Here is a 26668-nt window from a genome sequence, read left to right as displayed (position 1 = left end):
TTCACCGGTTTTCCTGAGACTGCATCAAATGAGTCAAAGAATAAAGAGTGAAAAGGTCCGTGGCCGGGGATCTCTTTCGCGCTTTTCGTGTATTTCGTGGACAAACGGATTTCAATCAAAAGCTACAAACTTTTTTTACCACAGAGGACGCTGAGGGCACGGAGGAGGAGTGGAGGGAGAAAGGTATGGGGTGGTTAGCCGGGTTCACTCTTCTGTCAGTTGAACTGACCTCTCTGTGGCGGGAGTTTACAGCACAATCAAAGAGTTGTTGACCGCGAAAAACACGAAAGACGCGAACCTCGAAAACAGAGGTCCGGGGGTCTTTCCAAAAACCTTTTCCAATGGGTCTCAGATCGAAAAGAGATAAGGCACCTTGCCTTCGGTTCTCTTTCGCGCTTTTCGCGGTAAAAAAGGATTTCACCAGGCAACGACAGATCTCGGACTCGTCACTCCTTACTCTCGGAGTCCTCTGAGGTTTATACTGTCGCCTTCACTTCTTCCGTTGTATGGCTATCGTTACCTCGCCCTGCTCGAAACGCACGGTATCGGTGGCATCGGCTTCCGCAACGGACGCGACGACGGTTGCAAGCGTTTCGCCTTCGATATACGACTGAAACTCAGCAACGGCCTTCTCAAGCTCTGATCCAGTGGCCTTGAGCGACAGTTGAATGCGATCGCTGATATCATACGATGCCTTCTTGCGCATCTCCTGGATCTGGCGCACGATATCGCGCACCATGCCCTCGCGAATCAGTTCGTCATTGAGCTCCGTATCGATTACGACGACAAAGCCCTTTGATTCGGCGCCCGATGTGCCTTCTTTCGAAATGCCTTCGATCAGGAACTCTTCCTCTTCGAGCGTGACCGACTCACCGTCAAGATCGACGTTAATCGACCCGGCCTTCAGGCTGGCCACAAGCTCGGTGGGATCGGCCTTCTTCAAATAATCCTGCAAGAAGCGGATCTTTGAGCCGATCTTTTTCCCGAGTACGGGCAGATTGGGCTTCACAACATAGCCGAAATATCCGCCGGCATCGTCGAGAAAGGTTAACGTCTTCACGTTCAACTCTTCGAGCAATACCGTCTCATTCGCCCGGATCGCCTCACGAGCCGCTGCCGGAGCAAAGACCATCACCTCGGATAACGGCTGACGCACCTTGCGGCCCGAACGCTGACGGGCAGATCGTCCAAGCGAGGCCACAAGCAGCACGTTATCGCCGTCGCGCAAGGCCGCCTCATCGATGGACATGGCGCTTGCTTCAGGCCAGGCGCACAGATGCACGCTTTCCGGGTCATTCTCGCTTCGCAGCCGGCGAAAGAGATCTTCGGCCAGATACGGCGTAAAAGGCGCCATCAAAACGGCAAGCGTGCGCAGACAGGTATGCAGCGTATCGTAGGCGGCGAGTTTATCGGCATCCTTCTCGCCTTTCCAGAAACGACGGCGGTTGCGACGAATGTACCAGTTCGACAGCGAGTCGACGAATTCTTCGATGCGACGTCCGGCACGCAAACAGTCGTAATCGGTCAGCGAGACGCTCACCTCTTCGACTAACTGCTGCAGACGCGAAAGAATCCAGCGGTCGATGTCGGGACGCTCGGCGAAAGGCGTCGCCTTTTTCAGATCGGCGACGTTTACGCCGTCGGCATTTGCATACAGATGATAGAATTCGAGTGAGTTCTCGATCATATTGAAGAATCCCTGCACAAGAGGCAGCGGATCTCCAGGAGTTCCCGGCGAGCCGATACGACGCGAATTGCCCGGAGGAGCTCCGGTCAGGAAATACCAGCGGATGGCGTCGGCGCCATGCGCGCTGAAAACGTCCCATGGATCGACCGTATTGCCCTTGCTCTTCGACATCTTTTCGCCTTTTGCATCGAGCACATGACCGAGACAGACGACGTTTTTGTACGAGGACGTTCCCGAAACCATCGACGAGATGGCAAGAAGCGTATAAAACCATCCGCGGGTCTGGTCGACCGCCTCGCAGATAAAGTCGGCGGGAAAGAAGCGCTCGCGATTGGCGTTATCCGAAAGCGGCCACTGAGCGTAGGGCATCGCACCGGAATCGAACCAGCAGTCGATGACCTCGGGCGTGCGTCTGAAGATGCGGCCGTTCTTCTCGTCCTTCCACGTGATCTCGTCGACATAGGGACGATGCAGATCCATCTCGGTAAGCTTGCGTCCGGTCTTCTTTTCAAGCTCGGCTACCGATCCGATCACCTCGATATGGCCTTCGTCGTCCATCCATACGGGAAGCGGCGTGCCCCAGTAGCGCTCTCGCGAAAGAGCCCAGTCTCTGTTATTCTCAAGCCAGTTGCCGAATCGTCCTTCTTTGACGTGGCCGGGTACCCAGCGAATCTGTTCGTTATTGCGAATCAGCTCGTCGCGAAGGGCGGTCGTGCGAATATACCAGGCGTCTTTCGCGTAATACATAAGCGGAGCGCCCGTGCGCCATCCAAACGGATATTCGTGCTTGTAGGTCTCGCTTTTCCAGATGAGACCGCGCGACTTCAGCTCTTTTAAGATCTCTTTATCGGCATCTTTAAAAAAGACGCCCATCCAGGGGCCCTCTTTGAATTTACCGTCAAGCTGCGCCCCGTAGATTACGGGAAGATCATGCTTGAGCCCGACCTCGAGGTCGTCGGCGCCGTAGGCAGGGGCGATATGCACGATGCCCGTTCCCGTATCCATCGTTACGAAATCGGCGGTCACCGTGTACCAGCCCTTCTTATCGGCCGGAGCGGGAATAAAATCATACAGACGCTCGTAAGAAAGGCCAGCAAGGTCGGCCCCTTTATGCGTGGATTGTACGGTAACGGTCGCTCCCTCTTTCGCAAGATGGGCGGTGACCGCTTCAAGTAGAGGGGCGGCACAGAGGAAGCGCTGTCCTTTCAGCTCCTCTCTGTCCACGGTGAAAACGACATAGCTTTCGTTTGCATTCAATGCAAGCGCCACGTTAGCCGGAAGCGTCCAGGGCGTCGTCGTCCAGACGAGGACGTTGACGCCGTTCAGGTCTTTTTTCTTCTCGTCTTTTTCGTGTATGATGCGAAACGTTACCGTCACGGACGGATCCTGCACGGTGCGGTATCCGAGTGCGACCTCGGCGTCGCTCATCGTCGCCCCCATCACCGGATCAAAAGGCACGACCTTGTATCCCTGATAGAGCAATCCCCTTTCATGAATCGTTTTCAGAAGCGACCAGACGCCTTCGATGTAAGAGTTATCCATCGTGAAGTACGGATTCTCAAGATCGACCCAGAATGCGAGGCGATCGGTAAACGTATTCCAGGCATCGACGTATTTCAAAACGGACTGACGGCAGAGCTCGTTGAACTTCTCAAGACCGTATTTCTCTTCAATCTCGGATTTCGTCTGAATGCCGAGCTCTTTCTCGACCTCACGCTCGACGGGTAAACCATGACAGTCCCATCCGGCCTTACGCGGAATATGATAGCCCTTCAGACCATAATAGCGAATATAGATATCTTTATACACCCGGCTGAGAACGTGGTGGATGCCGGGCCGACCGTTCGCCGTCGGCGGACCTTCGTAAAAACAGAAGACAGGTCCGGAGGCGTTCTTTTCAATATGCTTGCGAAAGATCTCCTTCTCCTTCCAGAATTGCAGGATGGCCTCTTCGCGCCGGGCTCGATTGCTCAAAGCGGCTTCCGTCGGTTCTGCCTTCTCAGGGGCCTTTTTTGTAGATTCTTTCGCCATATCGGGACAGAAATTCGCTCTGCGTGAGGCTTTCAATGAAGATATTAGAAAGAATTCCGCTCACTGAAAAGAAGAGGTTGTTTTTTCCTTGTAAAAAAAGGCGACGACCGTTACGCGAAAGCATGCGGATAGGCCTGCTCGCATTGCTGCTCCTGCCCGGCTTCTCGCCACTGCTCTCCGCCCCCGCGGCGCAGATCGAGCGCATCCGCACGCTTTACCAGGAGCAGAGCCGGGCCATAGCGAAAACGATCGAGCTGGCGCGAGCGGGGGAACCGGGTGAACTCTATGCAAACGATCTGATCTTCAACACCTACGACGGCAGCTGGCGCGCCGTCGGAACCTACCGCAAATCGGTAACGTTCTGGTATGCCGATGATCCGACCATTTCTGAAGAGGGAGCCTCGGTTCTGCGACGCGTGACGGTGACGACCGTCTCGGCGGCGCGCTCCTATTACGAAGAATTCGTCTTCGACGGCGGCGAACCGGTCTTCTATTTCAGGCGCACGGATTCCGAGCGGCCGTATGAATTGCGATGCTACTGGCATCAGAAAAAGCCCATCCGCCTGATCGAAGACGGAAAAACTAACGATCGGCCCTCAGGCTCTAAAGTCACCGCACAGTACGATGAGGCGATGCGCTACAGAGAACTCTTCTTGAAAAGCATGGAACTCTGAAATGCGGCGTTTTGCTCTTATTCTTGCCGCCATCGCCCTCACCCTTTGCAGCTGTAAGGCGCCCGCCGCTCCGCCCACGGCGAAGCAGGGCGAGATCGATCTGAGCCAGTATGACTTCACGCAGAGTCCGCCGGTTAGACTGAACGGAGAGTGGGAGTTTTATCCGTTCAAGCTACTGAGCCCCGGCGAAGATCGAAGTACCCTGAAGCCGGTATATTTTCCGGTGCCCAGATCCTGGAACGACTTAAACATCGGCGACAGAGGCATGCCCGGCGTCGGCTTTGGCACCTATCGCCTGATCATCCGTATTGATCCTTACAAAGCCGGGAATCGCGTCCTTGCCCTGCGCACGCTGGAACAGTTTACGGCCGTGCGCATCTTTGTGAACGGCGAAGAGCTTCCTGGAGCCGGCCGCGTCTCTGACAGAGCCGGTGAGTCCATTCCCGATACGGTGCCGACCCTGGGCATCTTCTCGCCGCAGAGCAGCACGATCGAAATCCTCATGCAGGTATCGAACTTCGACCACCGACGCGGAGGCATCATCGATCCGGTCGTCATCGGCGACGAACATCAGATCGTTTCATCGATCGAGAATATTCTGATTCGAGATGTTTTCGTCATGGGCATTCTCGTTTTTGTCGCCGTATATCACCTTATTCTCTTCTTCATCAGAAAAGAGGATCGTACCTCGCTGATCTTCAGCCTATTCTGTATCGTTATCCTTCTGCGCACTCTGACGACGGGAGAGAAGACCTTTACACGTCTCTTTCCCGAAGCCCCGTATTTTCTCTATCTTGCCATCGAATACATCACCTATTTTCTGGCTGTGCCTCTCGGCATGCACTTCATTCAGAAGATCATTCCGCATGAGGTTTCGTTTCGTGTCGTGCGCCTCTTCTATATTGTCGCCTCTGCATTTACGGCCGTCGTTCTGGTTACGCCTCCGACGGTGTATTCGCATACGGCCAATCCCTACGTTCTCGTTCTATTCGGAGCACTGCTGTACGGTTTATTCGCACAGATCGTCGCCCTGAGGCGGCGTCGCGAGTTCAGTCTGTTCCTTGCAGCCGGAACGTTAACCCTCGCCTTCACCTCGGTCAACGACGTCCTCTACACAAACGAGGTGATCTATACGGGATTTATCGCGCATCTCGGGTTAACCGCGCTCGTTATTTCGCAATCGGCGATTCTATCCATCCGCTATTCCCGGGCCTTTCGCGAAGTCGAGCTGCTGACGGGAGAACTGCAGACGACGAACCGGCGGCTTGAAGATCAGGTACGCGAACGCACGAAAGAGCTGCGCACAGAGATGAGAGAACGCATGCTCGCACAGCAGGAGGCCGAGAAGCATGCCGCCGTCAAGAGCGAGTTTCTTGCCAATATGAGTCACGAGATTCGCACTCCGATGAACGCCATTCTCGGAATGGCGGAGCTGCTCGACGCCACAAAGCTTGACGAACAACAGAAAGAGTACGTGCGTATCTTCCGCAGAGCCGGCGATTCGCTTTTGAATATCCTCAATGATATTCTCGACCTCTCGCGTATCGAATCCGGACGCTTTGCTATCGACTACAAGCCCTTCTCCCTCAGCGAGACGATGGACGTTCTGGAAAAGACGTTCCGACCGGGCTTCATGCAGAAGGGGCTAAACTTTACAATCATCATGCCAGACCTGCTTCCGGTCTATGTGTTCGGAGACTCGAACCGTCTCTTTCAGGTGTTATCCAACCTGCTTTCCAACGCCCTGAAGTTTACGGAAAAAGGCGCCGTCCGTCTTACGGTTTCGGCAAGACAGAACCAGCGGCATCTGTGGCTGAATTTCGCCGTAGAAGACACGGGCATCGGTATGACCGATGAGCAACTCGAACACATCTTCAGTCGTTTCTATCAGGCCGACTCCGGAGTCGCCCGACGTTTCAGCGGATCGGGGCTCGGGCTTGCGCTTTCGCGCCAGTTGATTCAACTCATGGGCGGGTCCATCCGCGTGCGAAGCAAGGTCGGCGAAGGATCAATATTTGAATTCGACATGCGCACCGAGGTCTATACAGGCCGACCCGAAGCCATCGAATCGCAGCCTCTTGCTCATAAGGCCCTTCAATCGCCCTTTCGCATTCTTGCCGTCGACGATACCGATGAGAATCTGTTTCTCGTGCGTAAGTTTCTCGAACCGACATCGTGGACCCTGACGACGGTGACGAACGGACCCGAGGCGATCAAGATGCTTCCCTCGGTCGATCCCGATCTGATTCTACTCGATATTCAGATGCCCGGTATGGACGGATTTGCCGTTCTTCGAGAGATAAGGCGTATCGATACGGCGGCCGGCATGCGACGCCCTATCGTCGCCCTTACCGGCCAGGCCCTCGAAGAAGAGAAGAATCGCATTCATGAAGCAGGCTTTGATCTGCACTTAACGAAGCCGATTTCAAGGGCCCGTTTGATCGAGGCCATCCTCGAATTACTGGTCGGCGATAAAGAGACATACGGTCATAAGCCCGAATAAAGTCGGCATCAAACTCGATCCAAACCTGTGCTCTTAAGACGCAAGCCAATCAAACAGCGTTCTGGAATGCCCTAAAAATACTGCAACCTGATAACGGCGTCCTGCGCTGACGGAGGAACGTTGATCACGCTTTCATCGAAAGTGGGAGCCGATACGCGTACCGTCGGATTGCGAGAGAAGCCAAAGCCCTCAGCCGGCATCATCGTCTTCCAGTCCATGCGATGGTTCTCGTTCTCGTCGTGAATCACGGCAAAGGCATACTGCCCTCGCTGAAGCTCAAGGGCGATCCTTGCCGTGCCGTTCGATGGTCGAGCGCCCGTCTGCAAAACAGCACGGGCGCGCTCATCCGGGAAGCCATTCGCTGATTGAAAGACAAGAACGCCGACGATGCCCGTGTCGTTGCGCAGGCCGGTCACGACGAGCTCAAAGCCAGTGCGGCCCGTGTTCGCAGTAGCGGCCGAGGCAAGCAGACTGAACAGAAGTGCCGTCGTTTGAAAGAGTCGTCGTGCAATCATACGCTTGAAAGACCTTACGGCTATGACGGCCGTATGTCGATTGCACGACAAAAGCCGCCCGTTCCAGAAATCCAGGACGGATTCCCGGAACGGTTCTCAATGCTAACGATCAGCCAAGAACGGCGCGGATCATCCATGCCGTTTTTTCGTGAACGTCAAGACGCTGAGTTAAGAGATCCATCGTCGCCTGGTCCGATCCTTTTTCGGCCGCAGCGAAAACGCTGCGTGCCGTACGGATAACGCTCTCATGTCCTTCGACCAGGTTCTTGAGCATGTCGGTGGCTGCCGGAACGGAGCTATCCTCTTTAATCGAGGTGAGCTTGCCCAGCTCGGAATAGGTGCCCGGAGCGAAAAAACCCAGAGAACGGATGCGCTCTGCAATAGGGTCGATGGCGTTCCAGAGTTCGGTGTATTGCGTCATGAAGCTGTTATGCAGGCTTTCGAACATGGGCCCGGTGACGTTCCAGTGATAACCATGTGTTTTCAAATAAAGAACGTATGTATCGGCAAGCAGACGCTTCAATCCGTCTGAAATGGCCTGGCGATCCGCTTCCTGTATTCCGATGTCGATTTTCATAATGGCCTCCGTTTGGAGACAGGATAGCACAGATTCAAGGGCTATTCCAGCACTTTTCAGAGAGGCCGGGTGAGTTATTCAGGGAAATCGGTGAGTCGGTTTACTGAACGGGAAAGTACTCGTCCTTACACCATGCCTTGAAATCGGCGGCCTGAAAGACGATGCGCATCGTTTCAGAGGGACGACCGCCGGCGTAGGTCTGGATGGCGAACCACTGCGGAAAGATCGTATTGTAGAATACGCCTTTCAACACAATGTCGGCGTTGTAGTTGCCGCCTGCTTTCGCGTAGAGGATGCGTTCGACTCGATAGTCTTTATTAAAACGATATTCGAAGGCGTCGCCGTTCTGTGTGAAGCGAGCGCTGTAGCCGGTCTCTGTCGGCTCCCACTTCGTATTCTCGCCGTACAGGCCGGCCGGCAGTCCGCCGTAGAGAATATCCTGAAACAGCGTAAACGGAAGCTGGATGTTATTCGTGCCCATGCTCTGCAGCTCGAATCCCTCAAGAGGGACTCTCTGCACACCGGCCATCCGCGGATTGCTCACGTAGGCCGTTCCGCTTTTAATCGTAATCCAGCTGAGTGTGATGCCGAGATTCGGCTCGGTCAGGATCATGCGCATGCGCTGATTGCCGTTATCGGCACGCAGAAGCCCGGCGGCCGTCTGCGCTCCCTGTCCCGGAACGGTTAGCGTGACGGCGAAGTTTGTGCGAAAACATTGCGCCGGCTCATAGAGCTTTTTCACTTCGCTGCGAAAGGCCTCGCTATCCGTCGTCGCTTCAATCTCGTTCTTCTCGGGTTCTTCTGTCGGTTCGCCGCGAACGGCTGACTGACAACCGAGCAGGAATACTGAGATGGTGAGGATCGCTCTGACCTGGGCTCTGACCTTCATGCTTTGCCTTTCCGTATTTGCATCGTTTATTTTCGACAGACAGGCGAACGCGAAGTTCGCCTTTTCCCTGCCAGAGGATTCAATCGTTGAATCCGATTACTCTCACTTTTTCTTAGCGGAGGCAATCAGGGCCCGACGACGCTCTTTCAGCTTCTTCAGACGTTTTCTGTGCTTGCGCTGGACGTTAATCTTTTTAGAATGTGCCATAGGCACAGCCTTTTGCAACTCATCCGGGAATCCAGCCTTTTTTAATCACACATGCTGAAACTGATTCTGCGACAGATCCGGAAGTACCGGACACCACTGCTTCTCCTGGCTGTTTTCTGGACTGCCGCCGGATACTATATCTTCGAACACCGTTTCGAGCTGCTCTCGTATCTCTATCGTCTTACCCAGAATCTGCCCGAGCCGGGCACACAGAACGCCTCAAGGGCCTATGATTTCATCGACGACGCCCTCGCCTCCCTTGAAGACGAAAGGATCGACCTCGGGCGCATGGCAGGTAGCTGTCCGGCCGCTCTGAAGCACTCTTACAGAGCCGACGAGGAGTTCTTTCAGAAAGACTGGCTGCAGCAGTATATGCAGCGCAAAGAGTTCACGGACGATGCCGATCTGCCCGCTGATCTCTACTGGAAGCAGCATCGAGAAACCGTATCGATTGCGCTGCATTCGGTGCTCGAAGCCAGCCTGTATGCCTACGAGATTCCGGCCGAGATCACAGAAAAAGAGGCGTTGCTTGTTCCCGATCTTGTAGATCGGCTGGCAGCGGCGTTATGCAATCCGTATCCCGCTCTTCGCGTCTGGGGAGATTACGCCTATTTCCAGGAAAAGCGTGCCTACCGCGTCCTTTTAGAGGCCGATAAGGATCTCGAACTGCGTCTGCCCTTTCCCGCTGAAAAAGAGCTTCTTGTGCTGAGCACGCTGAAGAACCGCGGAGAATACATCATGGCCCTGCGTCGCTATGCAGGCGGAGCGGCGCCCGCCGATCCCGAAGAGCCCTGCACGGACTTCAGGCTCGTTTGCATCGCCCCCGATGAAGCGGCCCGTATCACCGATAAGCTCATTTATACGTCGCCCGACGACCGACTCGGCATGCTGTATCTGAATCAGGCTCGCATCTATCTGCGATTGAAGCGAAAGGACGATCGCGAGAAGGCGCTTAACCGCTTTGAGGGAGCGACGAGCGATCGCAGCTCAGAGGTTCAGGCAAGGCTTGAGATGGGCGCCCTGCTCGCTACTGATCGGAGGTACGACGAAGCCTACCGACAGCTTCATATACTCGACGTCATCATGGGCCCGGAACGCAAACGCAACAGGGAGTTTCGCGCCCTTGCCCGTAGCGTGCTCATCGGCTCGGGGCGTTTCGTCGAAGCGGATTGCTTCTCTGAAGAGGCCGAACGCGGAGGCCCGCGACCGGCCTGCGTCGACTTCAAGCTCTGATCGGTGTTTCATGATCTATCTTGACTATAACTCAACGCATCCGCCTTTTCTCGATCTCTTACATAAAAGCCTCGACGAATACGGGAATAACTTCGCGAATCCGAGCGGTATATCGTACCCTTCGCAGAAAAACCAGGGACGCATCGAAGCGGCCCGGCAGCGCATCGCCCGGCAGTTAACCGCCATGCACGGGCTTGATGCTGATCCGGCGCAGCTGCTCTTTGTTTCGACGGGAACGGAGGCCGTGCATCATCTCGTCTCGGCCTTTTCATCGAGAAGTCAGTCGGGCGAGGCGACGGCTCTGCTCTCTCCCTACGAGCATGAGGCGATGGTGGCTGCCTGTCGTTTTGCAGGTATGGATGTCGAACTGCTGCCCGCCTCTCACGATGGCCGCCTCGATCCCGAGGCCGTCAGGCAACGGCTTGCCCGCGGCGGTATCAGCCTGCTCTCGGTGATGGCGCTCTGCAACGAAACAGGCGTGCTTCAACCGTTAGACGACATCACCGCCATCGCCGCCGAGTTTGACGTACCGATGATAAGCGATTCCATACAGGTAGCGGGCAAGGTGCCTCTGAAACTGAAAGGCGTTCATGGCATGGTTCTCAACGGGCATAAAATCGGCGCCGGCTACGGAACGGCGGTCGTATGGCTATCTGACAGGGACGGCTTCAAGCCTCTTTTCAGAGGCGGACTTCAGGAAGGCGAACGGCGGGCCGGAACGGAAAACCTGCCCTCTATCCTTGCTCTGCCCGAGGCGTTTGAAAGACAGATCGAGCGAAGTCAATCGGTTAACGAGCATTTGCGCATCCGCCATGATCGTCATGACCGTATAGAAGAAATGTTCGTATCGCAGTGCGGCGCTCGCATCGCCGGCTCGGGCTCGCCGCGCAATAACACGACCTATGCCGTCTTTCCTGAAATGGAGAATATGGATTTTCTTCTGATGGCCCTTGACCGAGAGCAGATCCTCTGTTCGACGGGAAGCTCCTGTAAGTCGCGGACGCGACAGCCATCGCAAACGCTTCTGCGTATGGGCTTCAGCGAGGCTGAATCGTTGCAGGCACTGCGCTTCTCAACCGGATTCTTTACTACAGAAGAAGAGATCGAACGTTTCTGCACCGTCTTTCCTGCGCTTTACAGGCAATGCCTGTAAGTTCAATCAAAGACGCCTTTGAATTCCTCTTCGAGTTCGCATTTCAGATACTGGCCGGGGTTCAGGGTGACGCCGATCCATCCGTAAGCCTCCGTCGGCGAAACGACGGTTAGATTCCACCCCGACTTCAGCTTCGGACAATCGAGCACATGCAGCCGACAGATCATCTGTGTCGGTCGAGGCTTCGGATACGCCCATGCAGACGGCAGATACAGGCATTTCAGTTCCACGGCGGCCACATGCATGACGGCCCGGATCTCTTTCTCGTACTCGCGAAAGACGCCGAGCAGAGGATTTACAAGCCTCATCGAAAAGAGGCCCTTCTTCGCGTTATATGCAAGGCGCGTTGCGATCTCGCGCACGAGGTGGTCCTCGGGCTTTAAGCGAGCCCGCAGATAGAGGATGTAACGACAGATGTGCAGCGCCTCTGCGATAACATGAGCCGCCGCTTCGTTATGATCGGATGGATTCTGACGATCAAGCGGGTCACGAGCGGAGTCTTCTTCTGAATCCTCGCCTGTGTCGTTGCCTTCAAGACTCAAGAAATCATCCATCAGCATATCTGTTCGAGAACTGCGTTCAATCTCGGCCTCAGAGATCTCTTCGGCCTGAGCCGTGGCCGGACGCTGCCTGACGATGGCATCAACGACGTTTTCCGAGGCCTTGAAGACGTTACACTTCTGCAGAGCATCGCTTTTGTGCGCATTGAGAGCGCTCTCATCCATCGGAGCGGCCATGTGCCGCTCGGGATCCACTGAGGCAAAGATCAATCCGGCAAGGAAGGCATCGACATGGATCATGCGAATGCGAAAAAAACCGTGTATGACGATAGACATCGTTAACAGCGCATGCTGGAGCAGACTGTCAAGGTGCTCATTATTATCAAGAACCGTTTGCAGGCAGGCAAGCGCCACGCCGTCACGCGCAAGCGCATGCTCTATGTAGCGGCGAAAGCGGTGCCCTGGCAGGTCATAGAGTCTTCGCATCAGAGGCCAGTTATCGATCCTCTCAACGGCGATGCCGGCAATATAACGGACGATAGCCGCCTTCAGTTCGGCGTTCATCAAAACCGAAAAGCGCTCCGGATAGGAACCGCGCATGCCTTTCAGCTTCTGAACCAGCTCCGCCGATATCGGGTAACGGGCCTTAACAAGCACCGCTCCGCGGTTATCGAGCACGTCGTCATCCAGCCGCAGTACGCCGCTCAGATCAAGCTGATGCAGAAACGTCTCGAGAGAGAAAACGTTCTCGAATACGATTCGATCGTCAGAAATCTTCATACCATCTCCTTTCGAACTCAGTTCGCCCGGCTATGATTCCGGTGAGAGTCGGTCCCGGAACTCATGGAGGGGTTCTGGGACGTGTTCAAAGGTATGGCCGCTTCCTGTCAGGCTCCGGGTTTGCCGAGCATCCGGAACATATTCTTTTTGTAGGCTTCCACTCCGGGTTGATCGAAGGGGTTAACGCCAAGGGCATAGGCAGAAATGCCGCATGCGTATTCAAACGTATAGAGCAGCGCCCCGATATGGTGGGCGTTCAGTTCGGGAACCAGGAACTCGGCGACCGGAACGCCGCCCGATCGGTGCGCCTCCATCGTGGCGCGAAGGGCGATACGGTTAATCTCGTTCAACTCGCGACCGGCAAGATAATTCAGCCCGTCGCCGTCGCTCTCAGCCTTGAGCATTTTCAACGAGGCGTCGTTCTCGACGTCGATCACCGTTTCGAAAATCGTGCGCTCCCCTTCCTGAATCCACTGCCCCATCGAGTGCAGATCGGTCGTCAGCTGTACCGACGCCGGATAAATACCCTTATTCTCTTTTCCTTCAGATTCGCCGAAAAGCTGCTTCCACCATTCGGCCACATACTGAAGCTCCGGACGATATGAGGCGAATAGCTCGATCTTCTTTCCGCTGCGATAACAGCTGTTGCGATACGCCGCATACGCCAGCGCCGGATTCGTCGCTTCGTTATACTTCTCGCGCACATGAAGCATTGCCTGCTCGGCGCCGCCAAGCAACGCCTTCACATCGACGCCGGCGACGGCAAGAGGTACAAGCCCCACGGCAGAGAAGACGGAATAACGCCCGCCCACATCATCCGGGACGACTCCACTCTGCAGCTGTAGATCGTCGGCAAGGCGACGCAGCGTGCCTTTCTTCTCGTCCGTAATGACGACGACGCGCTTTTTCACGCCCTCGGCGCCGTATTGCCGATGCAGACGATCAAAGAGAAACCGAAAGGCGACGGCCGGCTCGGTCGTCGTTCCGCTTTTCGAAATAACGATGATGCCAAAGGATCGGTTTTCCAGATAGTCGAGCAGCTGCTTCATATAGCCCGAGCTGAGATGATGGCCGGCAAAGTGGATGCGCGGCTTTGTAGAGCGAAACGGGTTTTCAAGAGCGGCCAGCACAGACCGGAATCCGAGATACGAGCCGCCGATGCCGATTACGATCACGTCGTCAAGGCCCTTCATGGCGTCGGCGACGCTTGCGGCAAGGCCGTCCTCTTTCATAGAAGAAGGCAGATCCAACCAGCCCAGGAACTCCGACCCCGGTCCTGTACGTTCTTCGAGGGTTTTCATCGCCGTCTGACAGTCTTTCAGGGCATCTGACAGTATCGTCTCTGGTTGAGCTTCAAATCGAATTCCAAACATTGCTTTCTCCTGTGTAAAAACGCCTCTGAAAATGCCTCTGGCGCAACGACTCGTCTGTCCTTTTCGCATCTCGGGGTTGCGCGGCAAGCCGAATTCCGGTCAACCAGGGGATCGGGCCATCCCGGTAAACGATCATTTTTTTTTGAACTTACTGAACAATCCGCCCTTTCAGAGAGACAAAAAAGTTGCTGGAGCAACGGCCCGTCCTTTTTCTGGCATTACCCTCTTATGAATATCGCCTCTTTTTCGATAAAACGCCCGACGCTTATCACCTCGCTTGTGCTTCTGATGCTTGTTTCGGGCTACATCTCCATGAAGCGCATCGGCGTGGATCTTTTTCCCGACGTGAACATTCCCGTCGTCGTCGTGAATACGATTTATCCGGGTGCCGGGCCCGAAGAAGTCGAGGAGCAGATCTCACGTCTGCTCGAAGACGAGCTCAGCTCAATCAGCGGCCTGAAGCGTATCAGCTCTTATAACTACGAAGGCATGTCGGTCGTCGTGGCCGAGTTTAACCTCAGCACCGATATTAAATACGCCGAACAGCAGGTGCGCAATCACACGGACCGCGTGCGTAACGACTTCCCCGACGAGGCACGCGAACCCGTCGTATCGCGTGTCGACCCCGCCGACCAGTCCATTATGCGTCTGGCCGTCTTCGCCGATCTATCACCGGCCGCTCTCTATGACCTTGCCGACCAGACGATCAAGCCCGAACTCTCCCGCGTCGAAGACGTCGGTAAGGTCGATATTCTCGGCGGCACAAAGCGCGAGATTCAGATCCATCTTGATCGCAAGAAGCTGAACGAGTACAAGATCTCAGCGTTACAGGTAGCCACCTCCCTTCGCAGCGCCGGCAAGAACGTTCCCGTCGGCAACGTCGAGAAGCAGACGCTTGATCTTTCGTACCGGCTCGATGGAGAATTCAAAAGCCTGCGCGACGTCGAAACGACGCTAATCTCGTTCTCAGGCGACATCACAAGCGGCGTTCAGGTGAAAGACCTGGGTACCGTCGTCGACACTGTGAAGGACGTGGAAACGCTCGGCTTCCTCTATGCGCCTGTGGAGGCCGTCGAAGGTAAACAGAACGGCATCATCGATCGTATCAAGGGTATCTTCAGCGGCGGATCAAAGGCCGAACGCCAGTCGGCGCGACGACCGGCGCTTTTTATCGACGTCTATAAGCGGTCGGGATCAAACACGGTCGCCGTCGCCGACGGCATCCTGAATAAAATGGAGAAGCTCAATACGACGCTTTCCAGCAAAACGGGCAACCCGAGCATGACGCTCGTCCGTGACGGAGCGCGGCCCATCCGACTTAACATTGCCGATGTGAGCGAGGCCATCATGCTCGGCGTGCTTTTCGCCGTCATCGTTGTCTACTTCTTTCTCGGCAACATGCGATCGACGATCATCACCGGTATCGCTCTGCCGAACTCCCTTCTGGGCGCCTTTATCATCATGTATGCGATGGGTTTTACCATCAACCTGATGTCGCTGCTTGCTCTTTCGCTCGCCGTCGGCCTTCTCATCGACGACGCCATCGTCGTGCGTGAGAATATCTTTCGCAAGCTTGAACAGGGTTATTCGGTAAAAGAGGCCGCCGAAAAGGGAACGATGGAGGTCGCCATGGCCGTCATCGCAACGACGTTAACCATCGTCGCCGTCTTTCTTCCCGTCGGATTCCTGAGCGGCATTGTCGGCCAGTTCTTCAAGCAGTTCGCTCTGACCGTCGTCTTTGCCATCCTGATCTCGCTATTCGACGGCCTGACCGTCGCTCCGATGCTTTCGGCGTATTTCTCGGGCGATGTGCATGCGCCTCGCTCAAAGGCCGTACAGCTTTTCGACCGATATCAGGACTGGCAGGACGGCATCTACCAGAAGGTGCTGCGCTTCTCTATCGACAATCCGCTGAAAGTCATCGCATTGTCGGTGGTCATTCTTTTCATCAGTCTCGGTGTCGCCATATCTCCTCTTGTAAAGAAGACGTTCATGCCGACGGGCGACCAGGGCGAGTTCATGGTGTCGATCGAGCTTCCGCCGGGAACAAGCATCCATGCGACGTCTGATCAGGCGGCGGCCATCGAAGAGGAGCTGAAGAAGATCCATGACGTCGAGTTGATCGCCACCGTCGTCGGCTCGCAGCAGGGCGAGAAGAACAAGGCCGTTCTCGGCATCAAGCTGACTCCGTATGGAAAGCGTGACGTGACGACAACGGAGGTGAAGGCCGCCGTGCGTGAGATGCTTGCGAAGAAATTCCAGCATACGAATCCGCGGGTGAACGACTACTCCGCCATCGGTGGTGTGCAGTATCCGTTCACGCTGAACATCTCGGGCCAGGATTTAAAGGTTCTCGAAACCTATTCGCAGAAGCTACTCTCTAAGATGCGCGGGCTCGAAGAACTGGCCGACGTCGACGCTTCGTCGCGGCCGGGTAAACCCGATTTTCAGATCCGCATCGATTCCGATCGGGCGAAGCGCACCGGCGTGAACCCGGGCATGGCCGGACTCGAACTGCGTTATCATGTGGCCGGCGAAGAGGTGGCCATCTTTAACGAAAACGGCATTCAATACGATGTGACGATTCGAGCAAAGCCCGAACAGCGTAACTTGCAGGAGGCCTTTAACAGCGTGCAGGTGCCGAATATGCAGTACAGGCTTATTCCGCTGAAAGCCATCGCCTCGGGAAGCATGGATACGTCGAGCGCCGTCATCTTCAGGCAGGACCGCTCGCGGGTCGTTCAGATTACGGCAAACCTTGCGCCGCCGCCGAAGGGCGCGTTAACCAGCGCCATTGAATCGGCCCAGAAGATTCTCAAAGAGAATCCGCCACCGCCTGGTGTTACCTATGCCTTTGTCGGTCAGTCCGAAGATATGAACGAGCTTGTGGCGAACATCCTGCTTGCGCTCGGTCTGGCCATTTTGCTTATCTATCTGACGCTTTCGAGTCTTTACGAGTCGTTTATCACGCCGATAACGATTCTGATCGCCATTCCGCCTGCCCTGTCCGGAGCCTTCTTCGGGCTGGCGCTGATGCAGAAGACGCTCGATATCTTCAGTATGATCGGCATCATCATGCTTGTCGGTCTGGTCGTGAAGAACTCTATTCTGCTTGTCGACCATGCGATGCAGGAGATTCGAGCGGGTTATGATCGCAAGACGGCCATCTACAACGCCGGTGCGGCCCGACTGCGCCCGATTCTCATGACGACGATCGCCATGATCGCCGGTATTCTGCCCGTTGCGATGGGAATCGGCGAGGTTTCGAAATTCCGTTCTTCGATGGGTATCGCCATCATCGGCGGTCTGATCATCTCGACGGCGATCACGCTTGTTGTGGTGCCCGCTATGTTTGAATACGTCGACCGTCTGCGGGTCTTTATCGAAAGTCGTATCGGCCATCAGGATGAACCGAATCTGATAAACGAACCGGCTCTTCAGATGGGCAACAAGAAACGCAAACACTGATACAGTGAAGCCTTGAGTCCATCTCTGCGGGCCTGTTAATACATATACAGGCCCGGAGAGGCGAGGCTTTCAAATCGCTCAAGCCGCCCGCCCTCCAGCTTCCCATCTTCGTTCTTAGCGCCCACACGCACAAGGATCTCGATGCGGATCAATCGGGGAAAGCGGCGACTGGCCTTCGAGCTCCAGGTATCGACCCAGTCCTTCCCGTTCAGGCTGTAGGTTAACTTGAACGATTCGACGTTATCGAGGATCTTATAATGAACGCCTCCCGTATAGGGTTGATCGTCGACGTTCTGATCTTCGCGGCGATAGAGCGCTCCGGGCGAACTCACGTCCTTGCGCTTTAAATAATACGAGACCTCACGCACGGCCGGCAATCCGACGGCGTCGCTACCCGGAAACACGGTGGCGAAGCTGATGACGTCGGATCGGCTATCCCCCGTTCCCTCGGACTTACCATAAAAGACAAGCCGATCGAGTTCGGGCACGTAGTAGGCCTGATTTAGCGAATTCTGCACGAGATTCAGGGCAAGCAGGGCGGCCGTGCGCGCATCGTTCGCCGGCGACGTATTCTTTTCGATACGCGAGGCGGCGAAGAACGTACTGAACATGATCGTGAACAGAATGGACATAAGCAGTATGACGATGGATAACTCGGCCAGCGTGAGTCCGCGACGCAGTCTGTGTGATACTTTTCTGTGAAGGATCATGGCTTTGTCGTCTTTGCAGCCGCTTTGAATGTCTCGATACGCAGCTGCTCGCGCTCACTGCCGACAGGATAATCGATAATCAGTATGATACGGTTAATATCGACGAGGCCACCCGTTTCCGTGGCCGCTCCCTGTCCGGCACGTTCTCTCGGCTTGCCGTTCTGCACGCCGGCGTCGAGCCGGTCGTCTACGTTCACACCTGAGATCTTGCCCTCTGACGAAACGGCGGCAAGGTCGATCTGCTCTTCCGTTATCTTGATGGTATATTTAAAACGCGCGTAGGGGCCGCTATCGCCCATGTCGCCATCTTCATTCGCCACATCGAGAAACGGTCGACTGAGAAGCTGTGCCATCTTCGCCTGCGCAAGCGTCGACGCAAGGGCCATCTTCTCGGATTTCTGGCGCAGTCGCATGCCGTCGGCGATCATATAGAGCGTCATCATGCAGAAGGTGGCGGCAACCGACATGGCAAGCGCCATCTCGACGAGCGTAACGCCACTGCGCAGCCTGACTCTATGCAATCGCATCAGAACTCCTTCTCTTCCAGACGATCCTTTTCGCGGATGTCTTCGTCGTCGCCGGGCATGCTTTCGGGAAGGGTCTCGCCTTCTTCGATAATGCCCGATACGGCAAAGCGCGGAAAATGCACCGTCGTATCGATCGAAGGGTCGGATCCAAGATAAATCGAAACCTCTTCGGTCGTGCCGTCGTAGTAAAACGGAAGTGTGATCGTTCCGGTATTGATGCGTCCGCCAAGCGGCGAGACGACGGCGACAAGGGAGTTGCGCGACGACAGCGTGCGCTTTTCAAGGATCGTCTTCTTTTCGGGTTCTTTACCCGAGCGATCCATACGGTAAATGGAATAGTTTTCTTCTTCGAGATGCATCTCGAAGTAAACAGTTTCGCCCGATTTTATAGCCGCTCTGCGAGCAAAGGTATAAGCCTGAGAGAGAGCCTCGGCCTCATCGGCCGTCGTTCGCAACGTCGCGAAGCTCTGCAGCATCCAGACGAGAAAGCCCATCACCATCGTGATGACAAGCAGAACGACGCTGACCTCGATCAGCGTCATTCCACGTCGCGCTTTCAATGAAAAAGGAGACGACGAGATTACTTCTTCTTCAGCCAGTCGGGCCATGTTCGGTCGTCATCGAGCTGAAAATCGGCATCCTCGCCCTCGCCGCCCTCTTCTTTGTCTTTCCCATAAGAGCAGATGCGATCAGAGCCGTCTTCTCCCTGGCACATGAAGTAGGGCTTACCCCACGGATCGAGTACAAGCTCTTCTTTGGCCGGAGAATAAGAACTCTCAGGAATCTCTTGCAGCAGAACGGTCAGGTCTTCGCCCGGATTCACCGAGCCGCCGGCGTCGCGAAACTCATCCAATTTTCTGGGAAGCTGATTGGCCTGAAACTGCGAAACCTGAAGCTTTTTTGCTCCTGTCATAACATCCGTTGCGGTTCCGCGCAGATTATAAAATACGATTCCCATGATGACGCCCAGAACGAGCACCACGATGGCAAGCTCGACAAGCGTCAGTCCTTTGCGGCTGCGCTTTTTCAGATGCCGCTTCAATCTCGAAAACATTGACTACCTCCGGATCGGATCAGAATTGCAACTGCTTGGTCAGGTTGTACATGGGCATGAGGATGGCTCCCATGATTCCGCCGATCATCAATCCCATAAAAACCATCATAGCCGGTTCCAGTAAAGTAGAAAAACGCTGCACGGTGGCGTCGACCTCATCTTCAAGGATGTCGGCCAGCTTGACGATCATCGGGGCGACCCGGTCGGTGGCCTCGCCGGCGGCCAGCATCCCGCGCACCATCTGCGTCAGCACGACGGAATCTCGAAAGCCGTCGGTGATGCCGCTACCCTCTCGAATGCGATCGATGGCCTGGATAATCTCGCCGCTGAAGATGCTGTGATTGACCACCCGGGCCGTCACCTGAAGAGCGACGATCAAAGACACCCTGCTTTCAAGCATGACGCCCAGATTCCGCGCAAAGCGAGCCAGGAGCGACTTCTGAATCAGCGTTCCTATAAGTGGCGTGCGTAAAACAAGCTCTTCGAACTGCCGCCTCCCCGCCGGTTTGCTCACCCATTTCTGGAAACCGACGATGCCGCCGCCGATCAGTAAAAAGGGAATCAAGATCCAGGGAATCGTAAAGAGCTTTGATGCGGCGATCACAGCGCGCGTAAGAAGCGGCAGCTCAGCATTCAGCGTGGCAAACAGCTCCTGGATCTGTGGAATGACGACGGTCATCAAGAAGACCATGACGATGCCCAGGATGAAGATCAGGATCATCGGATAAAAGAGCGCCGAGAGTACCTTGTTCTGCATGCGCAGATTCGCCTCTTCAAGATCGGCAAGTCGCAGAAGCGCCTTCTCATATGTACCCGTCTGCTCGCCTACGGCAACGAGGTTTGTGTACATGTCGGGAAAGATAGCCGAATGCTTTGCAAGGGCCTGGCTTAACGACTCGCCCTCGATGATATCGCCTCTGATCTCGATCAGCGCCTTTTTAAGATACGGATTTTCTGTCTGTTCGATGATGTTATGCAGCGATCGATCAAGGGGGATGCCTGCGTCAAGAAGCGTTCCCAGCTGGCGCACAAACAGGGAGACGTCCTTGCGCGGCACACGATACAGAATCTTTGCAAGAAAAGGAAAGAGTTCTCTGTCGCGCTTCTCTTCGTCTTCAGCAAGCTGCCGGACGATCAGGCCGCGAGAGCGCAGAATCTGGCGGGCCGACGATGCCGTCGACGCGTCGATGATTCCCTTTTCATTCTTGCCTTTTCTGTTAACGGCCGTGTAGCGAAAGACGGGCATCAGCAAACTCTCAGGACTTCTTCAGGCGTCGTCTCTCCGTCGAGGATCTTACGACGTCCATAATCCAGCAGTGTGATGAGGCCCTCTGTGGCGGCAATCTCTTTCAGCGATTCAGAGTCCTTTCCCTGAAGCACTCCGCGCTGAACCGAAGGCGTCATATCCATATATTCGTAGATACCCAGTCGACCGAGAAAGCCCGTATTCGAGCAGTGCTCGCATCCTTTACCGCGGGCGAATTTTCTGCCTTTCGCCTCGGCCGGTTTCAGGCCCGCCTCGAGAATCTGCGCCGTATCGGGCGTATAGGTCGTCTTGCAGTGCGGGCAGATGCGCCGCGCAAGGCGCTGTGCGATCACACCGCGCACGGTGCTTGTAATGAGGTACGGTTCGATGCCCATGTCGGCCAGTCGGGTAACGGCCGACGGAGCGTCGTTTGTATGAAGCGTCGAGAGAACAAGGTGTCCCGTTAAGGCAGCCTGGATGGCGATACGGGCCGTCTCGGCATCGCGGATCTCGCCCACCATGATGATATCAGGGTCCTGACGCAGCATCGTGCGCAACGAGCTGGCGAATGTCAGGCCGATCTTCTCGTTCACCTGCGTCTGCGAGATACCGGCAACCTCGTATTCGACCGGATCTTCGGCCGTCATGATGTTGCGCGACTCCTGATTGAGTTCGGTTAACATCCCGTACAGCGTCGTCGACTTTCCGGAACCCGTCGGGCCCGTCACAAGAAGAATGCCGTTCGTCTGCGCCATCACCTTGCGGATGCGCACAAGCAGATCGGAATACAGGCCCAGGCCGTCGAGATCGAAACGCTGGTCGGATTTATTAAGAAGGCGCATAACGACGCGCTCGCCATGACGCGAAGGTATCGTCGAGACGCGAATATCCACCTCTTTACCGGCGATGCGTTTGCGAAAGCGTCCGTCCTGGGGAAGGCGGTTCTCGGCGATGTTCAGGTTCGATTCGATCTTGATGCGCGAGATGAGTCCGGCATGCACGGCCTTCGGCGGCGATAACCTTTTGTGCAGCATGCCGTCGATGCGGTAGCGCACGACGGTCGTCTTTTCGTAAGGCTCGATATGGATGTCCGATGCCCGCTCCTGAACGGCCTGTGTCAGCACGGCGTTCACCATACGAATAATCGGAGCGTCGTTCGCCAGATCGGCGTTATCGTCGCTCAGATTGAGATCGCCGTATTCTTCGCCCGCCAGGCCTTCGATGACGTCCCGGGCCGCCTCGCCTGCCCGTTGAAAGTGACCGTGAAAGATCTTGTTGATCTCAGTCTCGGTAGAGACGACGAATTCGACGCGAAAGCCTTTCAGATGACGACGCAGATCGTCCTGATAGTGCACCTGCTCGGGGTCGGATAACGCAATACGTATCAGCTTGCCTTTCTTCTCGAAAGGCACCATCCGGTATTTTTCGATGAGATTGGCGGGAATGCGTTCAAAGGCGGCGTCATTCTTAAAATGCAGTTTCTTCTCGAAAGAAAGGCCGTACTGGCGCGCAAGGACGCCGAGAATATCGTTTTCATCGGCGACGCCCTTCTTCTGGAGGATCTGCCCGATGCGCAGAGGAGACTTCTCTTTCAGCTTGAGAACTTCGTTCAGATCCTCTCTGCTGATCACCCCCTCATCGAGCAGCAGCTCACCAAGCGGCTTTTTCATTTCTTCTTCCGGTAATAAGACTCTCTGGTTTCTTTTTCGATGTTCATGCCCGGCGTTTCATCTTTCTTCAGCTCTTCGAGCTTCGGCTTTTCGTCGGCGGGCTTTTTCTCTTCGCGTGCCGGTCGATTCTCAGGGTCAAAGATATAGATCTCATGATCCTGTTCTTTTTTGCCGTTTTCTTCGCGAAGCAGCGGCACACGTTTCTGAGGCCAGAGACGGATATCTTCCTGTAAGATGCGTCCCATGTCAATCTGTTGACTGCGCTTCATGCGCGTCAGTCCGTCCGCCGTCTCGCGATCGTTCAGGATGATCGGCGTAAGAAAGACCATGAGGTTCGTGCGCTTCGTCTCGAAGGTGGTGCGGCGAAAGATAAAGCCAAGCAGCGGAATATCACCAAGAAGCGGAATCTTCTTTACCGCCTGAAGTCGTTCCGTCGATACAAGGCCGCCGATGACGACGGTCTGTCCGTTATCGACGGTGATGAACGTCTTGATATTGCGCTTGTTAAAGGTCGGATTCACGGTCGAGCTTGAACCGCCTTCGATGTTCGTGACCTCTGAGAAGAGTTCGAGAACGATATTACCGTTTGAATTGATATTCGGCGTGAACTTCAGCTTGATGCCCGAAGGACGGTACTCAAACGAATTCACCGTCGATTCCGACGTGCCGCCGCCCGACGTACGCTCCTGCGTTTTCACGGGCACGTCCTGGCCTACGTTGATCTCGGCCTCCTGATTATCGAGCGTCAGGATCTGCGGAGCCGAGAGAACGTTGAAGTTCTGATTGGCGATGTTTGCGTTGAAGATACCGAGCAGATCGCCGCCTTTTTTCAGGAAGCCTACGGAGAATCCAGACAGGGTATTATTGCCCGTAATATTGCCGTTCGAATCAAGCATCGACCCTTCGACCGCCAGGCCGCTATTAAACTGCGAATGGCCGGCCGTCGTGCTTGTAACGCGCCAGTCGATACCGAAGTCCTTCGTGTCTTTGCCGCTTACCTCGGCGATCAGTACTTCGAGCAGAATCTGTTTGCGCTCGCGATCGAGCTGCTCGACGATACGGCGGATCTCGGTCCATTCTTCGCGACCGGCCGTAATAATGATCGTATTCGATTCCTTATGGGCCACCGCACGAATCTTGCCGGCCTGAGGAGGCTTACCGTCTTTTGCATCGCCGTCAAGAACGGGCGCATCGAGTTTCACAAGAACGGAGGCCAGGCTTTCGGCCTGCAGATTCATCACCTGATAGATATGAACGCCTTCTGTGGCGCCGGCCGACTTCTTTTCTTTTTCGGGAGGCAGTACCTCGCCGGCCAGCTCTATCATACGTTTGATGCGCGGAGCATACCCCGAAAGCACGATCGTATTCGAAGAGCGAAACGGCTCCACGACGACGTCCTTTCCGCCAATCTTCTGAAAGAAGGCCAGGATCTCATTCACGCTTGCATATTCGGGAACGCGATACACGCTTGTGATGATGTCGGCATCCTTTTCGTCGAGAGCCGACTTCGTCTCGGATTGCGACACTGCTTCGGTCGTTTTCGATATCTTGATCAGCCCGCCCTCTTCGATGACGGCAAAGCCGCGCACCTCAAGCACGCGCTTCATAAAGGCAAGGGCCTCTGAAACCGGAATGGGCTTATAGGCGACGACGGTGATTTTGCCCTTAATAGAATCGTCTACGAGGATGTTGCGACGCGTCACCTGAGCCATCGTCTTGAGAAAATCCGCGATCTCAACGTCACGAAAATTCGGCAAGAACATGCCGTCGGGAATACGCCGCGGAGGCTCCTGAGACAGGATCGCCGTAGAGATAAGTAGCAATATGAGGACAAGGGCCCTTGATTTTACAGCAGGCAGAGGTCGCATAATCGGTTGCTTCGATTATCGGACTGTAGAGGGTCAGTTCTGAATCACGATTTCGAAAGGCAGGATCTTTCCGCCTCTTTCGACCTCAACGTTTATTCGGTCCATCGTCTTCAGCTGCATGTAAAATTCCATTAAGCGATCCTGATTCTCAAGCGGCTGCCCGTTCAGACGGCGGATGATGTCGCCCGTGCGAGCGCCCAGCTCAAAGAAGATGGAGTCATTGGGAACCAGGACAAGTTTCAGACCGGCAATCTTGCCTGCAATATTGACGGGCGCCATCTTCGTCTTCGTCGCTGCGGTCGGGTCTTTCGTCAATGCGAGGATGCGGCTTCTCGGAATCGTAATACGTTTTGCGCCGGGCACTCCTTGATCACCCGTCGGTGCAGCGGGAGCCGGAGCAGGCTGTGTCGACGTATCACTGCCTACGGCGAGCTCCATCTGTCGCCCTCCGCGATCGAGCAACACGGAATTGCCGTAGATGGCCATAACTCGGTTTCCGCCCGCCTCTTCGCTGATGGCATACTCACGTATATCGTTCTCGCCCTTGATCTGAATGATGGCGCGGGCAAAGGAGCGAGCACCGGCCAGGACGCCGTGCAGCACGATATCTTTCACCTCGACGGCCACGCCCTCTTCGTTCGAGGCCTGACGACCCTGAAAGAGGTTCCCGACGATGATGGATTCGTAATCCTCAAATGGACGGCTGCGCGGAACGGCACTAACCTTCGCCCGCGGACGCGCACCTGGAGCGGCGACCGGCTCGGGCAAAAGCAGAGCGGCCATGGTTGAACTCATATAGGCGAGCGAAAAGCCGAGAAAGACGGCCGATCCGACCACAACCCAGAAGATGTTCTTTTGCAGCCAGAAGAGAAAAGACATACTTTATTTTTGCGCCGTCTCCGTAGAGACGGGAATCACTTCCTGCATTTTCAAGGCGATAAAGGGATTGATGATCTCATCCATCTTGCGCACCTCGAAGTGAAGATGCGGCCCGGTGGCGATGCCGGTTCGCCCGACCTCGCCGATCGTCTGCCCCTGCCTTACGATGTCGCCGTTTTTCACAAGGTTCAACTTGTTATGGCCGTACACGGTAATATAACCGTCTTTATGGCGAATGAAAATCACGTTTCCGTAGCCCTGCATGCGACCCGAAAAGACGACCAGACCGTCACGGGCGGCCCGAAACGGTGTGCCGATGACGGCTGCAAGGTCGATGCCTTTATGAAAATGGTACACGCCCGCGACAAAGGGATTGCGACGTCGCCCAAAGCCTGAACTCAGACGGCCGTCGACAGGCTGCACAAAAAGATTCCTGTAACGGAAGTTCTCGGTGATCTGCATCTTCTCGACGAACAGAACCTGATTGGGCTGGATGACCTCATTTTTTTTCATGTCGTTCAGCTTGAGAAGATCGGCTAACGATTTATTGTGCTTACGAGCGATTGCGCTCAGCGAATCGCCCTTCTTCACCGTATACTTTTTGACTTTATACTTTACGACCTGCTTCTTCTTCCAGCCGTTGTCGGGGCTTGAAGATTCTTTCTCAGGTAGCCCCTTCTCGTTTTTCTTAACAACCTTTGCGGGCGCAGGCTGCGAACGGACCGTCAGCTTATCACCGATGTAAAGCGGACGCTCATTCAAGAATGGATTGAGTTTTACAAGATCGGTCGGAGCGACGCCGTATTTGCGTGCGATGGCAAAAAGCGTCTCGCCTTTCTGAACGACATGAACGGCTGACCCGGCATTGTGAAACGATATCTGATCGGATTCCGGAGCCTCTTCTTCGAGGATGGCCTCGTCGTCCGATAGCTCGGTACGATCGCCGAAAATGCGACGGATCTTCTCTTCATCGACGTCGACGCTGCCCGATCGACGGATGCCCTCGACGTACTTTGTTATGGCTTCATCGATCTCGTCGGAATGATCACGGCTCTGCTCGGTATGCGAGAAAAGCGATGCGGGAATGAGACAGAATAAGAGCAGCAACCGTTTCATAGCTTTAA

General features: G+C 55.1%; 20 protein-coding genes. 5 read left to right on the top strand and 15 right to left on the bottom strand.

Annotation, left to right across the window (positions count from 1 at the left end; all coding sequences use genetic code 11):
* Positions 1 to 490: 490 nt before the first annotated feature.
* Positions 491 to 3718 carry an isoleucine--tRNA ligase gene (gene ileS / locus LEPIL_RS05985; protein WP_002770921.1) on the bottom strand — a complete coding sequence of 1076 codons (3228 nt, stop codon included), beginning with the start codon at positions 3716 to 3718 and terminating at the stop codon, positions 491 to 493.
* Positions 3719 to 3840: 122 nt separating this feature from the next.
* Here ileS and LEPIL_RS05980 point away from each other — a divergent pair, with 122 nt between their 5' ends.
* Both LEPIL_RS05980 and LEPIL_RS05975 read left to right on the top strand, forming a co-directional pair.
* Positions 3841 to 4392 (top strand): hypothetical protein, encoded by a 552-nt coding sequence (locus LEPIL_RS05980; protein WP_040918350.1) that lies wholly within the window; start codon positions 3841 to 3843, stop codon positions 4390 to 4392.
* A 1-nt stretch (position 4393) separates the two neighbouring features.
* On the top strand, positions 4394 to 6895 hold the full coding sequence (locus tag LEPIL_RS05975; RefSeq protein WP_002770917.1) for an ATP-binding protein: 2502 nt from the start codon (positions 4394 to 4396) through the stop codon (positions 6893 to 6895).
* Between the two features lie 71 nt (positions 6896 to 6966).
* Here the strand turns inward: LEPIL_RS05975 and LEPIL_RS05970 are convergent, their stop codons facing one another.
* From LEPIL_RS05970 to LEPIL_RS05960, 3 genes are all read right to left on the bottom strand, one after another.
* Complete coding sequence (locus tag LEPIL_RS05970; RefSeq protein ID WP_002770916.1) at positions 6967 to 7410, bottom strand: DUF2141 domain-containing protein; 444 nt, start codon at positions 7408 to 7410, stop codon at positions 6967 to 6969.
* 109 nt (positions 7411 to 7519) lie between these two features.
* Complete coding sequence (locus LEPIL_RS05965; RefSeq protein ID WP_281251492.1) at positions 7520 to 7990, bottom strand: Dps family protein; 471 nt, start codon at positions 7988 to 7990, stop codon at positions 7520 to 7522.
* 97 nt (positions 7991 to 8087) lie between these two features.
* The gene (locus LEPIL_RS05960; protein ID WP_002770912.1) at positions 8088 to 8876 is read right to left on the bottom strand and encodes a hypothetical protein; all 789 of its coding nucleotides are present in this window, start codon (positions 8874 to 8876) and stop codon (positions 8088 to 8090) included.
* Positions 8877 to 9134: 258 nt separating this feature from the next.
* Between LEPIL_RS05960 and LEPIL_RS05955 the strand changes: the two genes are divergently transcribed.
* The gene (locus tag LEPIL_RS05955) at positions 9135 to 10316 is read left to right on the top strand and encodes a hypothetical protein (protein WP_002770908.1); all 1182 of its coding nucleotides are present in this window, start codon (positions 9135 to 9137) and stop codon (positions 10314 to 10316) included.
* A gap of 10 nt (positions 10317 to 10326) precedes the next feature.
* A complete protein-coding gene (locus LEPIL_RS05950) occupies positions 10327 to 11469 on the top strand; it encodes a cysteine desulfurase family protein (RefSeq protein ID WP_002770906.1) in 1143 nt (380 codons plus the stop codon).
* Between the two features lie 2 nt (positions 11470 to 11471).
* Here LEPIL_RS05950 and LEPIL_RS05945 read toward each other — a convergent pair whose 3' ends face one another.
* Complete coding sequence (locus LEPIL_RS05945) at positions 11472 to 12749, bottom strand: hypothetical protein (RefSeq protein WP_002770903.1); 1278 nt, start codon at positions 12747 to 12749, stop codon at positions 11472 to 11474.
* 107 nt (positions 12750 to 12856) lie between these two features.
* Positions 12857 to 14122 carry a glucose-6-phosphate isomerase gene (locus LEPIL_RS05940; protein ID WP_002770901.1) on the bottom strand — a complete coding sequence of 422 codons (1266 nt, stop codon included), beginning with the start codon at positions 14120 to 14122 and terminating at the stop codon, positions 12857 to 12859.
* Between the two features lie 228 nt (positions 14123 to 14350).
* Here LEPIL_RS05940 and LEPIL_RS05935 point away from each other — a divergent pair, with 228 nt between their 5' ends.
* Positions 14351 to 17590, top strand: a complete 3240-nt coding sequence (locus tag LEPIL_RS05935; RefSeq protein ID WP_002770899.1) for an efflux RND transporter permease subunit — start codon at positions 14351 to 14353, stop codon at positions 17588 to 17590.
* A 35-nt stretch (positions 17591 to 17625) separates the two neighbouring features.
* Here LEPIL_RS05935 and LEPIL_RS05930 read toward each other — a convergent pair whose 3' ends face one another.
* The 9 genes from LEPIL_RS05930 to LEPIL_RS21725 are packed head-to-tail and all read right to left on the bottom strand — an operon-like array spanning position 17626 to position 26660.
* Positions 17626 to 18300, bottom strand: a complete 675-nt coding sequence (locus LEPIL_RS05930) for a type II secretion system protein GspJ (protein ID WP_002770898.1) — start codon at positions 18298 to 18300, stop codon at positions 17626 to 17628.
* A complete protein-coding gene (locus LEPIL_RS05925) occupies positions 18297 to 18827 on the bottom strand; it encodes a hypothetical protein (protein ID WP_002770897.1) in 531 nt (176 codons plus the stop codon). Before LEPIL_RS05925 ends, LEPIL_RS05930 begins: the two co-directional genes overlap by 4 nt.
* Positions 18827 to 19435 carry a type II secretion system protein gene (locus tag LEPIL_RS05920; protein ID WP_078123366.1) on the bottom strand — a complete coding sequence of 203 codons (609 nt, stop codon included), beginning with the start codon at positions 19433 to 19435 and terminating at the stop codon, positions 18827 to 18829. The genes LEPIL_RS05925 and LEPIL_RS05920 overlap by 1 nt, the downstream gene beginning before the upstream one ends.
* Positions 19408 to 19881: a type II secretion system protein GspG gene (locus tag LEPIL_RS05915; RefSeq protein WP_002770895.1), complete on the bottom strand. Its 474-nt coding sequence runs from the start codon at positions 19879 to 19881 to the stop codon at positions 19408 to 19410. The genes LEPIL_RS05920 and LEPIL_RS05915 overlap by 28 nt, the downstream gene beginning before the upstream one ends.
* A gap of 19 nt (positions 19882 to 19900) precedes the next feature.
* A complete protein-coding gene (locus LEPIL_RS05910) occupies positions 19901 to 21127 on the bottom strand; it encodes a type II secretion system F family protein (RefSeq protein WP_002770893.1) in 1227 nt (408 codons plus the stop codon).
* Positions 21127 to 22797 (bottom strand): type II secretion system ATPase GspE, encoded by a 1671-nt coding sequence (gene gspE, locus LEPIL_RS05905; protein WP_002770891.1) that lies wholly within the window; start codon positions 22795 to 22797, stop codon positions 21127 to 21129. Before gspE ends, LEPIL_RS05910 begins: the two co-directional genes overlap by 1 nt.
* Positions 22794 to 24665 carry a secretin N-terminal domain-containing protein gene (locus tag LEPIL_RS05900; RefSeq protein ID WP_002770889.1) on the bottom strand — a complete coding sequence of 624 codons (1872 nt, stop codon included), beginning with the start codon at positions 24663 to 24665 and terminating at the stop codon, positions 22794 to 22796. The genes gspE and LEPIL_RS05900 overlap by 4 nt, the downstream gene beginning before the upstream one ends.
* 33 nt (positions 24666 to 24698) lie before the next feature.
* A complete protein-coding gene (locus LEPIL_RS05895) occupies positions 24699 to 25544 on the bottom strand; it encodes a type II secretion system protein N (RefSeq protein WP_002770887.1) in 846 nt (281 codons plus the stop codon).
* Positions 25545 to 25547: 3 nt separating this feature from the next.
* Entirely contained in the window at positions 25548 to 26660 is a 1113-nt protein-coding gene (locus LEPIL_RS21725; RefSeq protein WP_002770885.1) for a LysM peptidoglycan-binding domain-containing M23 family metallopeptidase, read from the bottom strand.
* Positions 26661 to 26668: the final 8 nt, after the last annotated feature.

Source organism: Leptonema illini DSM 21528, assembly GCF_000243335.1.
Lineage (GTDB): Bacteria > Spirochaetota > Leptospiria > Leptospirales > Leptonemataceae > Leptonema > Leptonema illini.
Note: the sequence above shows the minus strand (reverse complement) of the source record. Positions and strands in the feature narration are given on the sequence as shown.

Bases quoted from the DNA above. Each gene is read 5' to 3' on its own strand.
- ileS (WP_002770921.1), bottom strand. From the start codon at position 3,718: ATGGCGAAAGAATCTACAAAAAAGGCCCCTGAGAAGGCAGAACCGACG.
- LEPIL_RS05980 (WP_040918350.1), top strand. From the start codon at position 3,841: ATGCGGATAGGCCTGCTCGCATTGCTGCTCCTGCCCGGCTTCTCGCCA.
- LEPIL_RS05975 (WP_002770917.1), top strand. From the start codon at position 4,394: ATGCGGCGTTTTGCTCTTATTCTTGCCGCCATCGCCCTCACCCTTTGC.
- LEPIL_RS05970 (WP_002770916.1), bottom strand. From the start codon at position 7,410: ATGATTGCACGACGACTCTTTCAAACGACGGCACTTCTGTTCAGTCTG.
- LEPIL_RS05960 (WP_002770912.1), bottom strand. From the start codon at position 8,876: ATGAAGGTCAGAGCCCAGGTCAGAGCGATCCTCACCATCTCAGTATTC.
- LEPIL_RS05955 (WP_002770908.1), top strand. From the start codon at position 9,135: ATGCTGAAACTGATTCTGCGACAGATCCGGAAGTACCGGACACCACTG.
- LEPIL_RS05950 (WP_002770906.1), top strand. From the start codon at position 10,327: ATGATCTATCTTGACTATAACTCAACGCATCCGCCTTTTCTCGATCTC.
- LEPIL_RS05945 (WP_002770903.1), bottom strand. From the start codon at position 12,749: ATGAAGATTTCTGACGATCGAATCGTATTCGAGAACGTTTTCTCTCTC.
- LEPIL_RS05940 (WP_002770901.1), bottom strand. From the start codon at position 14,122: ATGTTTGGAATTCGATTTGAAGCTCAACCAGAGACGATACTGTCAGAT.
- LEPIL_RS05935 (WP_002770899.1), top strand. From the start codon at position 14,351: ATGAATATCGCCTCTTTTTCGATAAAACGCCCGACGCTTATCACCTCG.
- LEPIL_RS05930 (WP_002770898.1), bottom strand. From the start codon at position 18,300: ATGATCCTTCACAGAAAAGTATCACACAGACTGCGTCGCGGACTCACG.
- LEPIL_RS05925 (WP_002770897.1), bottom strand. From the start codon at position 18,827: ATGCGATTGCATAGAGTCAGGCTGCGCAGTGGCGTTACGCTCGTCGAG.
- LEPIL_RS05920 (WP_078123366.1), bottom strand. From the start codon at position 19,435: ATGGCCCGACTGGCTGAAGAAGAAGTAATCTCGTCGTCTCCTTTTTCA.
- LEPIL_RS05915 (WP_002770895.1), bottom strand. From the start codon at position 19,881: ATGTTTTCGAGATTGAAGCGGCATCTGAAAAAGCGCAGCCGCAAAGGA.
- LEPIL_RS05910 (WP_002770893.1), bottom strand. From the start codon at position 21,127: ATGCCCGTCTTTCGCTACACGGCCGTTAACAGAAAAGGCAAGAATGAA.
- gspE (WP_002770891.1), bottom strand. From the start codon at position 22,797: ATGAAAAAGCCGCTTGGTGAGCTGCTGCTCGATGAGGGGGTGATCAGC.
- LEPIL_RS05900 (WP_002770889.1), bottom strand. From the start codon at position 24,665: ATGCGACCTCTGCCTGCTGTAAAATCAAGGGCCCTTGTCCTCATATTG.
- LEPIL_RS05895 (WP_002770887.1), bottom strand. From the start codon at position 25,544: ATGTCTTTTCTCTTCTGGCTGCAAAAGAACATCTTCTGGGTTGTGGTC.
- LEPIL_RS21725 (WP_002770885.1), bottom strand. From the start codon at position 26,660: ATGAAACGGTTGCTGCTCTTATTCTGTCTCATTCCCGCATCGCTTTTC.